The 14,599-nt window shown below is 68.3% G+C and carries 14 protein-coding genes; 6 read left to right on the top strand and 8 right to left on the bottom strand.

The window, feature by feature from the left end; translation table 11 throughout:
* Window positions 1-17: 17 nt before the first annotated feature.
* On the bottom strand, window positions 18-905 hold the full coding sequence (locus tag AB0F51_RS00315; RefSeq protein WP_360271707.1) for an RNA polymerase subunit sigma-70: 888 nt from the start codon (window positions 903-905) through the stop codon (window positions 18-20).
* 82 nt (window positions 906-987) lie between these two features.
* Here AB0F51_RS00315 and AB0F51_RS00310 point away from each other — a divergent pair, with 82 nt between their 5' ends.
* The 3 genes from AB0F51_RS00310 (at window position 988) to AB0F51_RS00300 (ending at window position 3,086) form a co-directional block, all read left to right on the top strand.
* A complete protein-coding gene (locus AB0F51_RS00310; RefSeq protein ID WP_360271705.1) occupies window positions 988-1,359 on the top strand; it encodes a nuclear transport factor 2 family protein in 372 nt (123 codons plus the stop codon).
* Between the two features lie 113 nt (window positions 1,360-1,472).
* Complete coding sequence (locus tag AB0F51_RS00305) at window positions 1,473-1,892, top strand: VOC family protein (RefSeq protein ID WP_360271702.1); 420 nt, start codon at window positions 1,473-1,475, stop codon at window positions 1,890-1,892.
* Between the two features lie 54 nt (window positions 1,893-1,946).
* The gene (locus tag AB0F51_RS00300; protein ID WP_360271700.1) at window positions 1,947-3,086 is read left to right on the top strand and encodes a hypothetical protein; all 1,140 of its coding nucleotides are present in this window, start codon (window positions 1,947-1,949) and stop codon (window positions 3,084-3,086) included.
* Window positions 3,087-3,090: 4 nt separating this feature from the next.
* On the opposite strand, the gene AB0F51_RS00295 is transcribed toward AB0F51_RS00300, so the two are convergent.
* Window positions 3,091-4,278: an MFS transporter gene (locus AB0F51_RS00295; protein ID WP_360271697.1), complete on the bottom strand. Its 1,188-nt coding sequence runs from the start codon at window positions 4,276-4,278 to the stop codon at window positions 3,091-3,093.
* Between the two features lie 71 nt (window positions 4,279-4,349).
* Between AB0F51_RS00295 and AB0F51_RS00290 the strand changes: the two genes are divergently transcribed.
* The 3 genes from AB0F51_RS00290 to AB0F51_RS00280 all read left to right on the top strand — a co-directional run bounded on the left by AB0F51_RS00290 (window position 4,350) and on the right by AB0F51_RS00280 (window position 7,146).
* A complete protein-coding gene (locus AB0F51_RS00290) occupies window positions 4,350-5,327 on the top strand; it encodes a DUF5937 family protein (protein WP_360271694.1) in 978 nt (325 codons plus the stop codon).
* A gap of 25 nt (window positions 5,328-5,352) precedes the next feature.
* Window positions 5,353-6,018 (top strand): hypothetical protein, encoded by a 666-nt coding sequence (locus tag AB0F51_RS00285; RefSeq protein ID WP_360271693.1) that lies wholly within the window; start codon window positions 5,353-5,355, stop codon window positions 6,016-6,018.
* 123 nt (window positions 6,019-6,141) lie between these two features.
* A complete protein-coding gene (locus AB0F51_RS00280) occupies window positions 6,142-7,146 on the top strand; it encodes an EamA family transporter (RefSeq protein ID WP_360271690.1) in 1,005 nt (334 codons plus the stop codon).
* Between the two features lie 38 nt (window positions 7,147-7,184).
* Here AB0F51_RS00280 and AB0F51_RS00275 read toward each other — a convergent pair whose 3' ends face one another.
* From AB0F51_RS00275 to AB0F51_RS00250, 6 genes are all read right to left on the bottom strand, one after another.
* Window positions 7,185-8,339: an alanine--tRNA ligase-related protein gene (locus AB0F51_RS00275; protein ID WP_360271687.1), complete on the bottom strand. Its 1,155-nt coding sequence runs from the start codon at window positions 8,337-8,339 to the stop codon at window positions 7,185-7,187.
* A gap of 235 nt (window positions 8,340-8,574) precedes the next feature.
* The gene (locus AB0F51_RS00270) at window positions 8,575-9,696 is read right to left on the bottom strand and encodes a glycosyltransferase family 4 protein (protein WP_360271684.1); all 1,122 of its coding nucleotides are present in this window, start codon (window positions 9,694-9,696) and stop codon (window positions 8,575-8,577) included.
* Window positions 9,693-10,961 (bottom strand): M48 family metallopeptidase, encoded by a 1,269-nt coding sequence (locus AB0F51_RS00265; protein ID WP_360271681.1) that lies wholly within the window; start codon window positions 10,959-10,961, stop codon window positions 9,693-9,695. The genes AB0F51_RS00270 and AB0F51_RS00265 overlap by 4 nt, the downstream gene beginning before the upstream one ends.
* Entirely contained in the window at window positions 10,954-12,492 is a 1,539-nt protein-coding gene (locus tag AB0F51_RS00260) for a hypothetical protein (protein ID WP_360271679.1), read from the bottom strand. Before AB0F51_RS00260 ends, AB0F51_RS00265 begins: the two co-directional genes overlap by 8 nt.
* Before the next feature lie 153 nt (window positions 12,493-12,645).
* Window positions 12,646-13,716 carry an NlpC/P60 family protein gene (locus AB0F51_RS00255; protein WP_360271676.1) on the bottom strand — a complete coding sequence of 357 codons (1,071 nt, stop codon included), beginning with the start codon at window positions 13,714-13,716 and terminating at the stop codon, window positions 12,646-12,648.
* 658 nt (window positions 13,717-14,374) lie between these two features.
* On the bottom strand, window positions 14,375-14,593 hold the full coding sequence (locus AB0F51_RS00250) for a hypothetical protein (protein ID WP_360271674.1): 219 nt from the start codon (window positions 14,591-14,593) through the stop codon (window positions 14,375-14,377).
* Window positions 14,594-14,599: the final 6 nt, after the last annotated feature.

Genomic DNA, 14,599 nt, shown 5'->3' with positions numbered 1-14,599 from the left:
AGCGGTGGGCGGCTCGGTCAACTCAATTCGAGGAAGCGGGTGATGGTGCTGATCCGGTCGTCGCTGATGGTCAGGACGATGTGGCCGGTGAAGACGCGGCCCGACGAGTTGACGAAGTAGCAGGCGAAGGCGGGGTGGCGGTTGGCGCCTGCGGGTTCGAGGAGCACGTCGGAGCTGGTGAGGGCGGCGGCACTGATCTGGAGGAACGCGGCGATCGCCGGCGGGCCGTAGTACTGGTGCGGGGCCGGTGGCATGGTCAGCCAGGCGTCGTCGGTGAGCAGGCTGGTGATGGTGGCGATGTCGTCGGCCATGAAGGCTTCGGCGAAGCGCTTGGCGACCTGGCGTTCGGTTTCGGTGTCGCGGGGTAGGGGCGGGCTGTGGAGTGAGGCGCGGGCTCGTTGGAGGGCGCCCTTGACGGCCGTCTGGGTGGTGTCGAGGAGGTCGGCCGCTTCCGGGGTGGAGAAGTCGAGGACGTCGACGAGGATCAGCGCGGCGGCTTGCCGGGGTGGCATGCGCTGGAGAGCGGTGATGAAGGCGAGCTCGATGGTTTCCCGCTTGACGACTCGGTCGTCCAGCAGCGCATCGGGGTACGGCTGGAGCCAGGTCACCTCATTGCGACTGGTCGGCGGCGGCGGTTCGAAGGGTGGCAGCGGTTCGGGTGGTGGACGGCGTTTGCCGTCGCGGATCGCGTTCAGGCAGCGGTTGGTGGCGATCTTGTAGAGCCAGGTGCGCAACGACGAGCGGCCGGCGAACGAGTCCAGGCCGCGCCAGGCGGCGAGCAGGATCTCCTGCATCACGTCGTCCGCGTCGGTGACCGAACCGAGCATCCGGTAGCAGTGCACGTGCAGCTCCCGCCGGTACGGCGCGATCAGCTCGTCGAAGGCCTGTTGCTCACCCATCGCCACATCGTGCCAGGCCGACCGTTCCGATCGCGGCCGCGGTGGTGTCTACCTGGGCATCACCTACTTCTGGAAGGACTACTCCTCGATGACTCCGCTCGACACCGTGCTGGCGTACTACAAGGCCTGGACCTCGCACGACTTCGACCTGGCGATGACCTACATCGCCGACGACATCACCTGCCACGCCCCGGCCGGCCCGATCGTCGGTGCCGAGGCTTTCCGGGCCTTCATGGAACCGTTCTCGCAGATCCTGCGCACCTCCGAACTGCACGCCGCGTTCGGCGACGACAAGACCGCGCTGCTGATGTACGGCACCAGCACCCACCCGGTCCCCGACGCCCCCGGCGCGGAACTCCACACCGTCCACGACGGCAAGATCACCACCCTCCGAATCATCTTCGACCGCCTCCCGTTCGAGCAGGCCCGCGCGGCCCAGGCAGCCTCGCAACAGAGCTGAAAACAGGTCATCGGAACTCGTCAGAAAAGTGCTCACTTGGTGAGCACTTCTGGGGCTGATGATGGAGTCAACGAGGTGGAACGACCGCCTCGACACCAACTCAGGGAGTTCCGATGTTCCGAGGATTCGCCACCATCAGCTTCTACGCCGACGACGTCGTCGCCGCCCGCGACTGGTACGCCGAACTGCTCGGCCAGGACGAGGACTTCAGTTTCCCGCCGGCCCCCGCCGCGCCGGCGTACATCGAGTTCCGGATCGGCGACGACGCCGACGAGCTCGGCTTCATCGACCGCAAGTACGCGCCGCCCGGCGCCTCCAACACCCCCGGCGGCGCGGTCATGCACTGGCACGTCGACGACCTGCAGGGCACCTTCGACAAGCTGCTCGCGATGGGCGCCAAGGAGTACACGCCGATCACGTCCCACGCCGGCAGCGACTTCACCACCGCCGCGGTCGTCGACCCGTTCGGCAACATCCTGGGCATCATGCACAACCCGCACTACCTCGAGGTCCAGGCGGCCCGTTCCAAGTAGCCATAACACCCGGCGTTCGGAGCAATGGCCCCCGAACGCCGGGATAATCGGTGGATGGCAAAGCGCCCCCCGAACCAGCCGAGCCTGCCGGAGCACGCATCGGATGCCTGGCGCCGGTACCGGATCGAGTACACCAACCAGGTCGATCGTGAAGCCGAGAGCCGCCGGATCATCACCGGCGTACAGGTCTGCTCCCGGCTGCTCATGCTCGGCAGTGGACTCACCCTTGCCACGATCGTCGGCAAATTGCTCGCCGACGGCTCGACCCTCTCGATCGGTGTGGTCGAGGTACCACTCGGGTACGCGTGGGCGGCATTCGTGGCTCTCACCGGCGCACACGTCTTCAACGCGGTCTTCCTGACGAAACGCATCTTCGGCTATCTGCCGCACCTTCCCACCGGCGAGCACGCCAGTCAGATGTTCCGCGACATCACGACCACCAGCAACCCTTTCCTCTTCGGGCTCCGCCCCCGGGCGCTCCCACGACGGCCCGGCGGCATCTACCACCCGATGAGCCGGTCCGATCCGTCCGCGTGGGTCGCGTACGGCGCGGCACTGCTGCTCCTGATCGCCTTGCTCCCTTGGAGTCTGGACAGCGGCCGGTTGCGCTGGGCCGACGGATTCGACCTCTGGACCCAGGTCGCACTCGCTGTCCTGCTGATCCTGGTCAACTGGTGGGCCGGCTCGATCTGGATCGTCGCCTTCTCTCGCCTGCACCACCTCGGCAACGAACTTCGCGACCTGAAGGACGGTCCGCTCCGTCCTGACGACATCAAGCAACTGGTCGAACCGTTCGGGCCCGACTGGGACATCTGGTCCTTGTCCGATCCGGCGGCGTACCGGCTGGCCAACCTGTTCCTCCGGTACGCCGAGTTCCCGCTGGCCGAGAGCAAGCGTGAGCAATGCGTCCTCCCCCATCGCAACCAGCGACCTGAGTACTGGGGCCGCGGACTGTGTCGCTTCCACTCCCAGCAGATCGCCTTGGCCTACAAGGCTCTGCGCAAGGCCTACCCCGACCTGGCCCTCCCGGATCACACCGTGTTCGTCGCCCGTGACGTTCCGCCCGTCCCCTCCCCCGGTCGGGGAGAACGCTTCCTCGAGTGGCTCGACGACCGCAGCTACCACCGCGAATTCAAGCCGTCACGCCGCAGGCGCAACCGCACCCGCAACCGCTGGTGGGAATTCGTCTCCTGACCGATCACCTCAGTGCCTTCCTGGCGAGGAGCAGGGTGATGACTGTGCCGGCCAGGCCGGCGAGGCAGATGGTGAGGCTGGGGCGGAGGAAGGTGCCGATGGCACCGGCTAAGGCGATGCTGACGCCCTGGATGGCCATCAGGCCGCTGGTTTGCACGGTGAACAAGCGACCCCGGTACTCCGGTCCGGTGGCGTTGAGGATGAGTGGGTCGATGCCCTGGTTGAACGCGTAGCCGCTGCCCGCGATCGCGAGCAGGACTGCAGCGACCGGGATGGACGGTTCGGTGATGAACGCGATCGCTGGGGTCTGGCTGAGCAGGATCAGCGGGATGACGAGTTTGCGTCTGGTTGCGGGGGTGAGCCGGGCCGCGGCGAGTTCGCCCAGGACGCCTCCGACGGAGTACCCGGTGAAGAGGGCGCCTGCGGCAGTTGCGGCCGCGCCGGTTTGGGCGGTGTAGGCAACGGCCAGTCCGTCGGGCATCGACGAGAACGCGGGGACTACCCAGGAGAGCAGGATGAGTCGGCGCAGCGGGATGTTGTCGCGCAGATATCTCAAGCCTGTCAGGGAATCCTGCCAGGTGCTGCCGGTCGGGCCGATGGCCGGCGTGAACGGCGTACCGAGGCCGATCAGGGCGGCGGAGGCGACAAAGGTGACCACGTCGAGGGCGAGCAGCCAGGTCGGCCCGATGGCCGCGACCGCGACGGCGCCGAGCGCGAAACCGGCCAGCACCGTCACCTGAGCGATTGCCCTGAGCAACGAACGGCCGATTGGGAAGAGCTCGGTGTCGAGCAGTTGCGCCAGGCTCGCGGCGCGCGCGCCGGCGAAGATCGGTGCGACGATTCCAGTGAGAAGTAGCAGGCCGAGCAGGGCTCCGACCGGGAGGCCGGGGATCAGCATGGCGGCGATGCAGACCGCGCTGACCAGATCGCAGCAGACCAGGACGCGGCGGGCGGGGAAACGGTCGGAGAGGGACGAAAGCGCGATCCCGCCGAGGGCGTACGGGAGGAAAGAGCAGACCAGAACGAGAGCGGACAGCAGGGGCGATCCGGTCCGCTCGAAGACCAGGATCGACAGCGCGACCTGGGCCGCCACAGTGCCCGCCATCGAGACGGCATGGGCGACGAAGACGCTGCGCAGACCGGGAACCCGCAGCACAGCGCGATATCCGATGGCAGGAGAAGTTGTACTCACGCAGCTGAGCCTGGAACCCGAGCACCCCGGCGGAGTACCGTTTCGGTTGTGACCGAAAGAACCTCCCTGCGATGACGGTGCTGAAGTTCAGCCAGGCGGACACCCTGCGCTGCCGGTTCGGTACGTCGCCGTTGTGGGAGACGATGTCGGCCGTCCGGGTGCTCAACCAGCATCAGCGCCGCCCGCTCTACTCCCCCTGGGTCGCCGCCAAGAAGGAGCTCGCGGCCGAGATCGACCTCAGCCTGCTGCGGGCCGTCCAACCGCGCTCCGGCTTCACCCCTGACTTCCTGACCCCACCGCCGAGGGCCTCGCGGGCCAAGTTCGCGACCGAGATCGCCCGCGTCCGCAGTACGCCGCTGGACCGGGTCCGCGCGGAGCTGATCCGATCCCGGGACGAGCAGAACAATCCAGCCGGCCCGGAGATCGACCGGATGCTCGAGGATCCGGCCGGAACGCGGGAACGGATGGCTGACCAGATCGAGCACGCTTGGGAAACCCTGATCAGGCCGGACTGGCCGATGATCAGCCGGGTGCTCGACGACGACATCGCCCATCGTGGCGAGCAACTGACCTCGGGCGGTCTGGCGAAACTCTTCGACGATCTGCATCCGACCCTGACCTGGCAGGACGGCCGACTGATCGCGTCGAGCTATCGAGCCGACGACGCCGAGCTGACCGGCCAGGGCCTGCTACTGGTCCCAGGAGTCTTCGCCTGGCCGTACCTGGTGCTGGTCGTTGCCCCCAGCTACCAACCGACGCTGGTCTACCCGGCTCGTGGTGCGGCCAGGCTGTGGTCCGACGTACCGGCTCCGCCTGATCCGTTGGCGACGTTGCTCGGCCGGACCCGGGCCACGCTGCTGGTCGCGCTGGATCCACCCGCGACGACGAGCGCGCTGGCGGCGCAGTACGGACTGGCCTTGGCGACGGTGGCAGAGCATCTGGCCGCGCTGCACGGCGCCGGGCTGGCGACTCGGCGGCGTACCGGACACCAGGTGCACTATCGGCGGACCGAGGTCGGGCAAGCCGTGGTCGACGCGGCCATCGGGTGAGTGACAATGCTCCCGTGAGCCAGGCATGAAGAAGGTCCCGCAGGCGGCCGTCAACCGTCACACCCGGCGTTGGCCTGCCTCGCTGGCGGTGGTCGTCGCGCTCGGGCTGCAACTCGCCGTACCGCCGCAACTTATGGACGTTCCCCGCTGGATCATGCCGGCGATCGGAGCCGCGCTGCTGGTCCCGTTGGTGTGGACGAACCCGTTCCACCTGCGGCGGGACGAGGTCTGGCTGCGCTGGATCGAGGTCGCGCTGCTTGCGGTTCTGGTCGGCGTCAATGCCGTGTACCTGGCCAGCCTGATCGTGTTGCTGGCGTCGGGCGATCCCGCGGACGGCAAGGTGCTGGTGAAGGCCGCGTTGCTGATCTGGGTGACCAACGTGGTTGCTTTCGCGCTCTGGTACTGGGAAATCGATCGTGGTGGCCCGTTCGCGCGGATGCCCGAGCACGAGCACGAACTGGAGCGGGCTGACCTGCTCTTTCCCCAGATGACCGTCGATCTGCCCGGTTGGGAGCGCTGGCTGCCCGGCTTCACCGACTACCTGTTCGTCGCCTTCACGGCCGCCACCGCGTTCAGTCCGACCGACACGATGCCGCTCACCGCGCGGGCCAAGACGCTGATGGGGATCCAGTCCGCCATCTCGCTGCTCACGATCGCGGTGGTCGCCGCTCGCGCGGTCAACGTGCTCTGAGCGCGCTGTCCAGCTGGTGGGTATCACCCTCGACGCCCATGTAATGGGTGTGACATGGTTATGCCCATGTACAGGTTCCCCGGCCGTCACGGCGGGGCGGAGTAGGTGGGAGGTGGGATGGGGATGGCGCACGATGCTGCCCGGACCAAGTCGGTCGGGCTGGGGTTCGCTGTGTTCTCAGCGATCACTTTCGGCGGGTCGGGGCCGTTCGCCAAGGCGCTGATCGAGGCCGGGATGTCTCCCCAGCAGGCCGCCTGGCTCCGGATCCTGGGCGCCGCCGCGCTGCTCGTCCCACTCGTCCTGATCTTCCGCGGCCGGGCCGGCCTGCGCTCCGCCAAGGCGTCCTGGCCGCAGCTCGTCTTCTACGGCCTGACCGGGATCGCCGGCTGCCAGACCCTGTTCTTCGTCGCCGCCAGCAGGTTGCCGGTCGGCGTCGCGATCCTGCTCGAGTTCTCCGGCCCGGTGCTCGTGGTCGGCTGGCTGAAGTTCGGCCGCAAGGTCTCGGTGCCGAAGTCCGCCGCGCTCGGCGTCGCGATCGCCCTCGTCGGCCTGGCCACCGTGGTGGAGATCTGGTCGGGCCTGCAGCTCGACCTGATCGGCCTGCTCGCCGGTCTGGGTGCGGCCGCCTGCCAGGCGACGTACTTCATCCTGATCGACAAGCTCACCGGCGTCGCCGATCCGCTGGTGATGACGGCGGCCGGCAGTGTCGTCGGTGCGATCCTGCTGACCGCGATCGCCGCTCCATGGTCGATCCCGTGGCACGCGCTGACCGACACCATCGCGATCGGCGAGCGGTCCGCGCCCGGCTGGGTCTTCGCGACCTGGCTGATCGTGATCAGCACAGTGGTTGCCTACCTCGCCGGTGCGGCCGCGGTCCAGCGACTGTCGGCGGCCATCGGCGGAGCGGTCGCTTACGTCGAAGTGGTGGCGGCGAGCCTGTTCGCCCTGCTACTGCTCGGCGAGAAACTCTCGACCACCCAGATCATCGGCGGGGTGATCGTGTTGCTGGGCGCGTTCGTCGCGCAGTCCTCGGTCGGCAAGGTGGCGCCCGTCATCCCCGACGACGACCGGGACGAGCTGTCCGGCCTCGATCGCGGCGACACCGTCGGCGCGGCTCCAGGAAACTGACGGGAACTTCTCCGGTTTCCTGGAGCCCTCTGCCGGCGTCACCCCACCAACGACCGGACCAGCTCGCGCGGTAGCCCGTGGGTCTCGTGCAGGTACTCGAAGTCGCCGTCGTCGAGCGGCTTCTGGAACCGTTCGTGGCTGAGGATCCGCCGGCCCCGGTCGAGCAGGTTGCTGAACCGGATCTCCTCGTCGATCAGGATCCGGCGGACCAGGCTGAGCACCTCGCCCTGGTGGAAGTGCCGGCTGGTGTGCTCGAACAACTCCATCGGCAGGTCGGACAGTGTCCGGGTGTCGTCCGAGCGCCACAGCAGCGTGAGCACCCGGCGGATCAGCCGGCGCAGCACGTAACCGCGGCCCGTGTTCGAAGGGTGCACGCCGTCGCCGATGATCACCATGCTGGAGCGCAGGTGGTCGATGACGATCCGCTCGTCCTCCTCGTCGAGCTTCCACAGCTCGGGCACGATCCGCTGCCAGGGCTCGAACAGCTCGGTCTCGTAGACCGAGTTCTTGCCCTCCAGCAGCATCGACAGCCGCTCCAGCCCGAGGCCGGTGTCGATGTTCTGCTGCTGCAGCGGTTCCAGCGAGCCGTCGTCGAGGCGGCGGTAGCGCATCATCACGTGGTTCCACACCTCGACCCAGCGCTTGTCGGTGGTCGGCGTACCCTCCGGATCACCGTTGCCGGTCCAGACGAAGATCTCCGAGTCCGGGCCACACGGTCCGGTCGGACCGTTCGACCACCAGTTGTCGCCGGTGGTCAACTCGATCGGCAGTCCGAGGTCCTGCCAGGTGCGCAGCGACTCCTGGTCGAGCGGGACCTGGTCGTCACCGCCGAACACGGTCACGTACATCCGCCCGGGCTCGATGCCGAAGCCCTGGGTCAGCAACTCGTACCCCCAGCGCAGGGTCTGCTCGGAGCCGTAGTCGCCGAGCGACCAGGAGCCGAGCATCTCGAACACGGTCAGGTGGGTCGGATCACCCACCTCGTCCAGGTCGGTCGTGCGCAGACATCGCTGCACGCCGACAAGCCGGCGGCCGAGTGGATGCGGATCGCCTTCCAGGTACGGCGTGAGCGGATGCATCCCCGAGGTGGTGAACAGCACCGGGTCGCCGGGTCGCGGAATCAGCGAGGATCCCGTGGTCGGCACGTGCCCGTGGCCGGTGAAGAAGTCGATGAAGGTCTGGTCGATGGTCATCGCGGTGGTCCTTTTCTGGGAAGTGACCGGAAAGGGACCGCGGGCCGGGACAACAGAAAACCGGCGGACCGTTTCCGGTCGCCGGTTGGAGTGAAGCAGATGTCAGGCAGCGGCAGCCGGAGAGCGTGAAGCTCGTACGGCTGCTGCGATTCGGGACATCTGATGCATGACGCCAAGAGTACATGATCGCGTTCGCAGGTCCAGCAGCATCGTCAGCGCCGGTCCAGCAGCATCGTCAGCGGAGGTCCAGCAGTTCGCGGAGTAGTCGGCCCGACCGTGCCCAGGTCCACTCGTCCTCGACCCATTCGCGACCTGCCGCGCCCATCGCCTGTGCTTTGGCCCGATCGGTCAGCAACTCGGTCAGGCGAACCGCCGTGGCGACCGGGTTGTACGGGTCGACCAGGTAGCCCGTTTCGCCGTGCCGAACGGTGTCGGACGCTCCCCCGGAGTCGCCGACGATCACCGGCTTGCCGGTCGCGGAGGCCTCCAGTGTGACGATGCCCAGCGCCTCCGGCTCGAGCCCGAAACGCCTTGTTCTGCAGGGCATTGCGAACACATCGGCAGCATCGAGGTACGGCGGGATGTCCTGCCACGGCACCGCTCCGGTGAACCGCACGGCTTGGGCCACACCTTTGCGCCGCGCCAATTCCTCCAACCGATCCCGATCCGGGCCGCCACCAACGATTAGCAAGACAGCCTCCGGCACTACGGCCAGCACGCGCGGCCACGCCTCGATCAACGTGTCCTGCCCTTTGCGCGCCACCAACCGGGACACGCACGCAACGACAGGCACGCCCTTCAGCCCGAGGTCTTTGCGCACCTGGTCTCCCCCACAACCAGGGAAGAATCTCGCCGTGTCGACGCCCGGTGTGAGTCGCCGCATCCGGCCGGCTGCCGCGGGCGACAGCGCCGGCGCGATCTGTTCCTCGCACCACGCTGAGACCGACGTCAGGGTGTCGGCCGCGTCACCGATGCGCCTGAGCGCCTGGCGCGCTCCCGGCGTACTGGCCCACCAGGTCTCGTGCCCGTGGGTGAGCGCCACGATTCGCCGGGCGCCTTCCTTGCGGAGGGTCGCGCCCATCAGGCCGAGTGGCGCCGCGGCTCCGAAGACGACCCGGTCGGCGCCGTACTCACGCATCACCCGTACTGCGTTCCGCGTGACCCGCGGCGTCGGCAGGAGCATCGGCGTACGGTCTCGCACGACCGGGAAAGGCAGCGACACGTCGTACTGCGCGGCGCCCGGCATCCGGGACGTGAACACCACCAGCTCGGGCAGTTCGTCACACAACGAGCGGACGAACGTCTCGATCCCGCCCTGCCGCGGCGGGAAGTCGTTGGTGACGACCAGGACGGTCACTTCCGGACCAGCGGCGGGACTGTCTTGCCGTGCTCCGCTGCCCAGGCGCGGCCCATCGCGATCCGCTCGGGCGGCGTCGGGTGGCTGGCGAACATCCAGTACCGCCAGCGGCTCGGCTCCAGCCCGGAGATGTTGCGCACCGACAGCTGATGCTGCATCTCGACGAAGTCCGCCGGGTCCTCGGTCAGCCGCAGCGAGCTGTAGTCCGCGCGGGCCTCGATCTTTCGGCTGACCAGATTCTGCACCGGTGAGGCGAGCGTCGTCGCGGCGACGATCAGCGCCAGCAGCAGTGCGGTGTTGCGCGGGTCGGACATCCGGGCCCCGAGCAACAACCTCAGCAGGACGACGGCGAAGGCCGAGCCCATCGCGCCGATCAGTGTGCCGTGCAGGACGTCGCGCTCAGCGGCGTGACCGAGCTCGTGCGCGACGACCAGCCGGACCTGCGCAGGCGACGCGTCCTTCAGCAACGTGTCGTAGACGACCAACCGGCGCGTCGAGCCGAACCCGGACACATAGGCGTTGAGGGTCGTCGTCCGCTTGGACGCATCGGCAACCAGCACATCCTTCACCGGTACGCCGTCCTGGCGGGCGAGTTCCATGAACTCGTTCCGCTGCGGCCCGGCCTGCATCGAGGTGAACTCGTTGAACCGTGGCTCGACCAGCACCGGGTAGGCGAACGAGACGCCCAGCACCAGCACCGCCGCGCCGATCGCGGCAGGTGCCCACCACCAGGTCCGCCACCGCTTGGCCAGGGCAACCAATCCGAGGCTGAGGGCAACCAAAGCGAGTGACATCAGCAACCAGTTGGTCAACCGGTCACGCAGCCACAGGCTCCAGGGCTCCGTCGACAGGCCGTACTTCTGGGTTACCCGCTCGGCCAGCACGTCCGTGGGCAGGGTCACCAGACTGGTCAGCAGGCCGACCGCGAGCACCACCAAGGGAACGGCCAGGTACCAGCGGCGGGTCCGCGTCACGGCGTACAGGCGACGGCCGAGCGGGCTGAAGCCGATGATCAGCGGGACCAGCAGCGACAGCACCCAGGAAGTCGTTGACCATGGCAACAACTCGTGCCGGAACTGTTGCTGGCGGTCGATCTCGGCGGTGGTGAAGTCGAGGGCCGCGTCCGGCTTCGGCAGATCGATCAGGTGCCAGGGCGTGGTCGTGACGATCACCACGGCAAGGGCCGCGGCGAGCACCAAGGCCGCCCCGATCGGAGCCAACCGGGCGGCTCGCCGCGGAGCCGGCCTGGCGGCTCGCTCAGACACCGGCGAGCCTCTTCAGGTACTTCTGCCAGTCGGCCACGAACTCCTGCTCGGTGGTGCCGAGCACGGTGCGGAACGCGTCCGCCAGGCCGGTCGGGCTCTTCGACGCGTGCACCGCCCGGTAGAACCTCACCAACTTGTTCTGCCCTTCCCGCTCGCTGATCAGCCGGCAGGCAAGCCAGCCCGACTCGTAGGCCAGGGGCAGCTCGGTCGACGAGGCGGCGAACGCTTCCGGGGTGGGCAGCGCCTTCGGCACCTTGCCGGCCCGGACCGCTTTGAACAACTCCTTCGCCGCCGATTCGTCCTGCACGGACACGGCGTCGAAGGCGACGTAGTCGGCGAAACCCTCGGCCAGCCACAACGGTACCGGCGAGGCGGTAGCCACCGAGGCGACGTGGGTGGTCTCGTGGGTCAGCACGATCCGGCGGCCCTGCTTGCCCAGCTCCTCGAACAGCTTCGGGTTGGCGACGATCCGCAGCGGCGCACCGACCTGCGGGGTGTCCAGCTCGGCCATCGTGACCGCGGCGATCTGGGTGTAGGTCCCGGGCTGGGCGCCGAGCACCGACTCCATCTCGGCCTGCTTGGCCGGCAGGTAGACGACCGCCTTCTGCTTCCAGTTCTTGCCCCAGACCTTGGTCACCGACTCGACCGCGCGATCCGTCACGGTCGCGTAGTCGTCCGCGTCGGCCTGCGAGTCGAGGCTGATCACCAGGCTGCGCTCCCCCTTGGCGACCTCGATCCCGCCCAGCGCCCAGATAGGCCGCCGCTGACCGGCCACGAACCGGTCGCTGAAGGACGCCGCGTACGTCGTACCGTCGCGGGTGACGAACGTCACCGGAAGGGTCTCCCGGGCGGGCTTGGTGTCGAAGCCGGTCAGCTGCCAGGACACCTCGACCTGGGCCAGCCAGGACTCGGTCCCGCCGAGCTCGCTCTGCCGGTCCGGCGTCAGCGCGCCGGGGTCGTCGCTCACGTAGCGCAACTGGAAGGTGGTCAACGGCAACTTGCCGAGGTTGCTGTAGATGGTCCGGGCCTGGGTGTCGAACTCACCGGCCTTCGGGTCGATGGTGGCCAGGAAGCTGGCCTTGCGTTCGCCCTCGATCGCGTCGGCCATCTTCTGCAGGACCGCCTGGCCCGCGGCGGCCCGGCGTACACCCTCGGCCGCCTCGTCCGGGGTCGACTTCTCGGCGGCCGGCGTCTGGACACTGGTGCCCTGGGCCCCTGGGTCGGCGGGCGCGTCGGCGATCTTGCGCAGGCCGGCGAACCCGGCCACCCCGACCAGGCAGACCGCGACGCCGATCGCGACCTTCTGGACGATCGGTCCGTGCGAGGACGTCCAGGCGCCGGCGACCCGGAGCGCCTCCGCCAGCTGCGGACGCTGCTGACCGTGGTCCGCGGCATGCTGCGCCGGGATCTGGATCGTGGTCTGCTCCGACGGCGAAACCCTCTCGTCACCGTCCGTGGCGGACGTGGTGCCGCCGTGCTCGTCCACCACCTCGGCCCCTCGCTGCTCGCCTGCCCCAGTCAGAGAGGTCACGCTGGTCCTTCGCTGGAGATCGTCCGACCGGCCGCAGCGAAGGGCACTGGGTGCCTCCTGGGACAGTCAAACACGGGCGTGGGCGGAGTGGACAAACGATGCGGCTCCGGGGGCGTGTGTTCCCCCGGAGCCGATGATCATGCAGAGGTGGGCTCAGCCCGGACGGACCGCGCCGGTGTAGCCGCTCATGTAGTCGAGGTCGTCGGTCTTGACCGGACGGCCCGGGTTCGGTGCGTGCACCATCCGGCCGTTGCCGATGTACATGCCGACGTGGTGGACGGGGCTGCCGTAGAAGACCAGGTCGCCGGGCTGAAGCTCACCACGGCTGACCCTGCGGCCCTCGCCGAACTGCGCCTTCGACGAGTGCGACAGCGAGACGCCGGCCTTGCCCCAGGCGTACTTCGTCAGGCCGGAGCAGTCGAACGTGCTCGGGCCCTCGGCGCCCCACACGTACCGGTCGCCGAGCTGGGCCATCGCGGCCTGGACCGCGACACCCGCGCGGCCGTTGGCCGGCACCGGACCGGGGTCTTCCTCCTCGTCCATCCGGTCGTTGCTACGGCTGGCGCGCTTGCGCTCGTCCTGGGCCTTCTCGACCTCTTCCTGCTGCTCCTGCCGGATCTTCGCGCGCTCGGCGTCGGTCAGCTTGTCGAGCACCTTCTCGGCGGCGGCGACATTGGCGTCGAGCTGCTTCTTCAGCGCCTGCTGCTGGGCCTTCACGGCCTCCAGCGCGGCCAGCTCACTCTGCTCGCTGGCCTGCAGGTCGGTGAGCTTGCCCTGGGCGGCCTGGAACCGGCGGAGCGCCGAGTTCTGCTGGCCGGCGAACGCCTGCGCGGTGGAGGCCTGGCTGAGGAACTGGTCGGGGTTCGTCGACAGCAGCAGCTGCGCCGTCGTCGTCATCCCGGAGGTCTGGTAGCCGGCGACCGCGAGGGAACCGATCTGGCGCTTGACCGTGTCGACCTGGGCCTGCTGCTTGGCGATCCCCGCCTGCAGGGCCTTCACCCGGATCTGCGCGGCGGTGATCTGGCCGCGGAGGTCGTTGGCCGCCTCGCCGGCTGCCGCCGCCTTCTCCTGCAGTTCGGCGACCTGGGCCTTCGCCTGGTCCAGATTCGGTTTCGGCTCCGCCTCAGCGCCGGTCTGGATGAAGATCACTCCGGCAACGACGGCGGTGGAGGTGATGGCGGCGAGGGCAATGCCCCTGAAGCGCTTCGTGCGGCCGATGGACACAGCCCGGTCGGTCCCTTCCTCTGCTCGATGCCGTCCCCGTCAACCCGCCTGGTCAGTTCGACCGGCCGGTCACCCCTCGGCGCTGGATCTTCGCTGCCCGCGCGGTCTGGTCGACCGACACTGTGAGGCAACGAGAGGTAACAGTAGTAACCGATTCGTGACCGGTGCAATTCGCCCCTCTGGTTTGATCCAAACTTAACGTCGGCAAAGCCTTTCCCCAGCCCACGCCCGTCCTCGGCAGCACCGTCGCTCCCGACACCCCTGACGCCGCGCTGGTTTGAGGCGATCCTGAGGCATCGGACATACGAGTTGGTGGCGAGGAACACCGGTCACTGCCATGAGGTGGCCGAGGTCATTCGGTGCAGGTGAACGTCGCGCCGAGTGACGGCAAGGCGCGCTGTCCGGACGCCGGCGCACAGAGGCGGTGGACAGCACCCGGTGGTGCAGTAGCGGCGCGGCCGGATAACTAGTCAGCAGGTGCTGCTGGAGTAGTCAGCTGTGCTGCTGGAGTGTGTCGAAGGCAGTGGCTACGACACGGTCGTTCGGATGAAGTTTGCGTGCAGCAACAAGTGTGGTGCGATCGCGGGTGGCGCCACCCGCGACGGTGCCAAGGAGGGCTGAAGTAGTAGCCGGTGGTAGACCGGCTGTTCGCGAGCAGTCAGGCGGTGTCTGCGGACGGCTCCGGTCTCTGCCGGTGGGTTGGCTCCAGCTCCGCGGCGTCGACCGCGTGCACCAGGCGCAACGGCGGCACCAGACCGGACTGGGCCAGTACGTCGAGAGCAGCGAGCTCGTCGTCGTCGATGCGCAGGGAACTCTGCTCGGGTGGCATGCCGAGCACCACGCTGACCACGCAGTCCCGGCAGCCGGGACCTTTCATCACACA

Source organism: Kribbella sp. NPDC023855, assembly GCF_040639475.1.
In the GTDB taxonomy this organism is placed as follows: domain Bacteria; phylum Actinomycetota; class Actinomycetes; order Propionibacteriales; family Kribbellaceae; genus Kribbella.
This window is presented reverse-complemented; position numbering and strand designations above follow the sequence as displayed.

Coding starts and splice junctions, on each gene's coding strand:
- AB0F51_RS00305 (WP_360271702.1), top strand. CDS start 1,473: ATGTTCCGAGGATTCGCCACCATCAGCTTCTACGCCGACGACGTCGTC.
- AB0F51_RS00310 (WP_360271705.1), top strand. CDS start 988: ATGACTCCGCTCGACACCGTGCTGGCGTACTACAAGGCCTGGACCTCG.
- AB0F51_RS00290 (WP_360271694.1), top strand. CDS start 4,350: ATGACGGTGCTGAAGTTCAGCCAGGCGGACACCCTGCGCTGCCGGTTC.
- AB0F51_RS00285 (WP_360271693.1), top strand. CDS start 5,353: ATGAAGAAGGTCCCGCAGGCGGCCGTCAACCGTCACACCCGGCGTTGG.
- AB0F51_RS00300 (WP_360271700.1), top strand. CDS start 1,947: ATGGCAAAGCGCCCCCCGAACCAGCCGAGCCTGCCGGAGCACGCATCG.
- AB0F51_RS00250 (WP_360271674.1), bottom strand. CDS start 14,593: ATGAAAGGTCCCGGCTGCCGGGACTGCGTGGTCAGCGTGGTGCTCGGC.
- AB0F51_RS00275 (WP_360271687.1), bottom strand. CDS start 8,339: ATGACCATCGACCAGACCTTCATCGACTTCTTCACCGGCCACGGGCAC.
- AB0F51_RS00280 (WP_360271690.1), top strand. CDS start 6,142: ATGGCGCACGATGCTGCCCGGACCAAGTCGGTCGGGCTGGGGTTCGCT.